At 66.1% G+C, this 4,334-nt stretch carries 5 protein-coding genes; 3 read left to right on the top strand and 2 right to left on the bottom strand.

Annotated elements, in window-relative coordinates; all coding sequences use genetic code 11:
• The 3 genes from KH616_RS22065 to KH616_RS22055 form a co-directional block, all read left to right on the top strand.
• A partial coding sequence (locus tag KH616_RS22065; protein ID WP_292251311.1) for a cytochrome c occupies positions 1-949 on the top strand: 949 nt, incomplete at its 5' end.
• A gap of 175 nt (positions 950-1,124) precedes the next feature.
• Positions 1,125-1,544 carry a DoxX family protein gene (locus KH616_RS22060; RefSeq protein ID WP_292251308.1) on the top strand — a complete coding sequence of 140 codons (420 nt, stop codon included), beginning with the start codon at positions 1,125-1,127 and terminating at the stop codon, positions 1,542-1,544.
• A 58-nt stretch (positions 1,545-1,602) separates the two neighbouring features.
• Positions 1,603-2,709 (top strand): porin, encoded by a 1,107-nt coding sequence (locus KH616_RS22055; protein ID WP_292251305.1) that lies wholly within the window; start codon positions 1,603-1,605, stop codon positions 2,707-2,709.
• 40 nt (positions 2,710-2,749) lie between these two features.
• Here KH616_RS22055 and KH616_RS22050 read toward each other — a convergent pair whose 3' ends face one another.
• Both KH616_RS22050 and KH616_RS22045 read right to left on the bottom strand, forming a co-directional pair.
• On the bottom strand, positions 2,750-4,066 hold the full coding sequence (locus KH616_RS22050; RefSeq protein WP_292251304.1) for an MFS transporter: 1,317 nt from the start codon (positions 4,064-4,066) through the stop codon (positions 2,750-2,752).
• Positions 4,067-4,105: 39 nt separating this feature from the next.
• Positions 4,106-4,334 (bottom strand): M20/M25/M40 family metallo-hydrolase (locus KH616_RS22045; RefSeq protein ID WP_366835079.1); only part of this gene is annotated, 229 nt, incomplete at its 5' end.

Raw genomic sequence — 4,334 nt, 5'->3', positions numbered from 1 at the left:
GCCGTACGTGTCGTATGCAAAGATCGGCGACGACGATGCCAGCGCGTTGTACGCGTACTTCATGCACGGCGTCGAGCCGGTCAGGCAGACGCCGCCGAAGAACGAGATTCCCGCGCTGCTCAGCATGCGCTGGCCGCTGAAAATCTGGAACTGGCTGTTCCTGAAAGATGGCGCATACCAGCCGAAGCCGTCGCAGAGCGTCGAATGGAATCGCGGCGCATATCTCGTTCAGGGCCTCGCGCACTGTGGCACGTGTCACACGCCGCGCGGCATCGCGATGCAGGAGAAGGCGCTCGACGAGGCCGGCGGCGGCTTCCTGTCGGGTTCGGTGCTCGCGGGCTGGGACGGCTACAACATCACGCCGGATGCGAAGGCCGGGATCGGCGGCTGGACGCAGCAGCAGCTCGTCCAGTACCTGCGCATCGGCAGCGTGCCGGGTGTCGCGCAGGCGGCCGGCCCGATGGCCGAGGCGATCGAGCACAGCTTCTCGAAGCTGTCCGACGCGGATATCGGTGCGATAGCGACATACATCCGCACCGTGCCGGCGGTCGCCGACAGCAGCAGCCAGCCCCGCTTCGCGTGGGGCAAGCCGGCGGAGGACGGTCTGCGGTTGCGCGGCGTCGCGCTTGCATCGTCGGGCATCGATCCGGCCCGCCTCTATCTCGGCAACTGCGCGAGCTGTCACCAGATGCAGGGCAAGGGCACGCCGGACGGCTATTACCCGTCGCTGTTCCACAACTCGACGGTGGGCGCGCCGAATCCGACCAACCTGGTGCAAGTCATCCTGAACGGCGTGCAGCGCAAGGCGGCCGGCGAGGATGTCGGCATGCCCGCGTTCCGGCACGCGCTGTCGGATGCGCAGATCGCCGCGCTGGCGAACTATCTGACCGGGCAGTTCGGCAATCCGGCCGCCCGGGTGAGCGAGCAGGACGTCGCGAAGCTGCGCTGAGCGGCAAGCGACGTCACGGGGCGGACTTCGTTCAAAGAGGAGGGCGCGCGGCGCACCGGGCGGCGTCCGCTGGCAGGTCGTTGTTGCAGAGCGGGGCGGCGGCGGCGCCGTCCGTCCCGGTTCACTGACGCGTCGATGCGCCGGTTTCGCGCATCGCTTTCGATGATGGTCCACCATGACACCCAGACACGCTTTCCTTGCCTCCCAACGTGATGTGCTGTTGTTGCTCGCCCGTATTCTGCTGGTCATTCTGTTCGTCCTGTTCGGCTGGCAGAAGCTGACGAATTTTTCCGGAACGATTGCGTATATGGGAAGCGCGGGCGCGCCTGCGCCGATCATCTCGGCGGCGATCGCGGTCGTGATGGAGTTCTTCGCGGGGATTGCGATCCTCGTCGGCTTCCAAACGAGACCGATCGCGCTGCTGCTCGCGCTCTACACGATCGCCACCGGCATCATCGGCCACCATTACTGGACGATGACGGGCGGCGAGCAAATGAACAACATGATCCATTTCTACAAGAACATTTCGATTGCGGGCGGCCTGTTCGCACTGTGTGCGGCCGGGGCCGGACGGTTCTCGTTCGATCGCGACTGACCGGAGCCGCTGACGGGGCGCGCGCCTCGCGCGCCGGCCTGTCAGAAGACATGGGGGCATGACCGTGCGTATCAATCGTTATGTATTGCTGATCGCGGCCGCGCCATCGGCCGTGCTCGCACAGACGAGCGTGTCGCTGTATGGCCGCGTGGACGGCGGCGTCGAATACCTCAACCACCTCTCGGCACCGGGCGGCAGCGCGACACGCTGGCGTGCGGAAGGCGGCGACTGGGGCACGAGCATGCTCGGACTCAAGGGTGCCGAGGATCTCGGCGGCGGCCTGTCGGCCGTGTTCAACCTCGAAACCGGATTTCAGGTGATGAACGGCACGACAGGCGGCGACCGGTTATTTTCGCGTCGCGCGTATGTCGGCCTGAACAGCGGTCGATGGGGACAACTGCAGGCCGGCCGCAACCTGTTCATCGACAGCGACGGCGTATGGGAATTCGATCCGTTCGTGCAGCAGGCGTTTTCATCCGCGTCGCTGGTGCGTGGCCGCAACTGGCAGCAGACGAACAACAACATCGAATATCACAGCCCGGTGATCGGCGGCTTCGACGTGCAGGCGCAATATGCGTTCGGCAACCAGGCGCGCGGTTTCAACTATGGCGCATCAGACGAGTTCGGCCGTTCGGACGGGATCATGGTCACGTACCACTCGCCGCTGTTCGACGTGCGGGGCCTTTACGATGAACTGCGCGACAGCAACGGCCGTTTCAGCAACATCTTTGCAAGCTCGCGCGAATATTTTGTCGGCGCGAACGTGAAGCTGTCGCAGCTCAAGATCCAGGGCGCCTATACCCATTACGCGGCGCCCGATACGCCGGCGGGTCTCGCGGACCGCGCCGACCATTACTGGCTCGGCGCGAGCTACCTCGCGAATCCGCAATGGTCGATCACGGCCGGCGGCTACTACGTGAAGGTCGGCGACGGCGGCGGCGATGCCGCGCACGATCCGTCCGGCCACGCGATGATGTACGTGCTCGGGACGACGTACAACCTGTCGAAGCGCACGTTCCTGTACGGCACGGTCGCGTATGTGCGGAATGGCGGCAATTCGAACTTCTCGCTGCTGGCGACGCCGCGCGACGCGAATCCGAATACGAGCCCGCCGACCGGCGAGTCGCAGACGGGCGCGTATATCGGCATGATGCATGCGTTCTGAGGCTGGGGCGCCGCGCGGGATTCTGTCGATACGATCGCGTTCAGTCGAGCGACTTGCCGGCTTTCTCATCCATGCAGCGCAGCGCGAGCAACGTCAGCGCGCCGCAGCCGATCGCATACCACGCGGGCGCATTCGGGTTGCCGGTCGCCGCGATCAGCCACGTGACGAAGAACTGCGCGAACCCGCCGAAGATCGCGACGCCGAGGCTGTAGACGAGTGCGCCGCCCGTCGCGCGTACCGGACGCGGGAACAGTTCGCCGAGCATCGCGCCGGTCGCGCCGATGTTGATCGAATGCACGCACGAGAGTGCGGCGATGATCGTCAGCAGCGACGTGGCGCCCGGCCAGCGGTTCAATGCGACGAACGCCGGATAGATCGCGAGCATCAGCACGATGCGCGTCCACCAGACGATCCGGTTGCGCCCGTAGATGTCCGACAGGTAGCCGCCGATCGGCGTTGCGACCATCAGGATCGCGCCCGCGACGCAGCCGGCCGTCATCGACAGCCAGCTCGGCAGATGCAGCACCTGCACACCGTAGATCGCCATGTAGAACACGATGATGTAGTGGATCGACGTGCCGCCGATCGTCACGCCGAGGCCCGTGAACACGGCCTTGCCGTGATGGCGCAGCACGTCGGCGAGCGGCAGCGATGCGATCTTCTCGCGCGGCGCGGGCGTCGCAGCCGGCACTTCCTCGACGGTATGGCGCAGCCAGTAGCCGATCGGCACGAACAGCGTGCCGATGATGAACGGTACGCGCCATCCCCAGCTTTCGAGTTGAGCGGCGGAGAGCGTCGACGTCAGGGCGACGCCGGTGAGCGCGCCCGCGAGCGCCGCGAGCCCCTGGCTCGAAAACTGGAACGACGCATAGAAGCCGCGCCGATGCTGCGGCGCCTGTTCGAGCAGCAGCGTCGTCGATGCGCCGACCTCGCCGCCCGAGGCGAAACCTTGCATCAGGCGAGCGAGCACGAGCAGCAACGGGGCGGCGATGCCGATCTGCGCGTAGGTCGGGGCGAGCGCAATCGTCGCGGTGCCGAGCGCCATGATGAGCAGCGTGGCGATCATCGCGCGCTTGCGGCCGACGCGGTCCGCATACATGCCGATCACGAGGCCGCCGAGCGGGCGCGTGACGAACCCGACGCCGAAACTCGCGACCGCGAGCATCAGCTGCCCGAATGACGAATGGACGGGGAAAAACAGCTTGCCGATCAGGATCGCAAAGAAGCTGTAGACCGTGAAATCGTAGAACTCGAGCGCATTGCCGACCGCGGCGGCGGCGATCAGGCGGCGCTTCTTGGCTGCAGCGCGTGTGCCGGCCGGCGTGCCGGCGGCGATATTGAAGGCGGACGTTTCCATGAGGATCCCGATGAGCGCGAGACTGCGTGATGAAGGTCGTCAGGCCGCGAGCCAGGCTTCGGCCAGGCGGACCCAGTAGCTCGCGCCGATCGCGAGGATGTCGTCGTTGAAGTCATAGCCGGGGTTGTGCACCATGCATCCGCCCCGGCTGCCCGTGCCGTTGCCGATGAACGCGTAGCAGCCCGGGCGCGCCTCGAGCATGTAGGCGAAGTCCTCGCTGCCCATCAACGGCGCCGCATCCGCTTCGACGCGCGCCGTACCGAGCATC

This window comes from Burkholderia sp. (genome assembly GCF_018375725.1).
In the GTDB taxonomy this organism is placed as follows: domain Bacteria; phylum Pseudomonadota; class Gammaproteobacteria; order Burkholderiales; family Burkholderiaceae; genus Burkholderia.
The sequence above is the reverse complement of the archived record's forward strand: the minus strand, read 5'-3'. Positions and strand labels throughout refer to the sequence as shown.

Excerpts from the sequence above, each read along its gene's own strand:
- KH616_RS22060 (WP_292251308.1), top strand. The coding sequence starts at position 1,125 with ATGACACCCAGACACGCTTTCCTTGCCTCCCAACGTGATGTGCTGTTG.
- KH616_RS22055 (WP_292251305.1), top strand. The coding sequence starts at position 1,603 with ATGACCGTGCGTATCAATCGTTATGTATTGCTGATCGCGGCCGCGCCA.
- KH616_RS22050 (WP_292251304.1), bottom strand. The coding sequence starts at position 4,066 with ATGGAAACGTCCGCCTTCAATATCGCCGCCGGCACGCCGGCCGGCACA.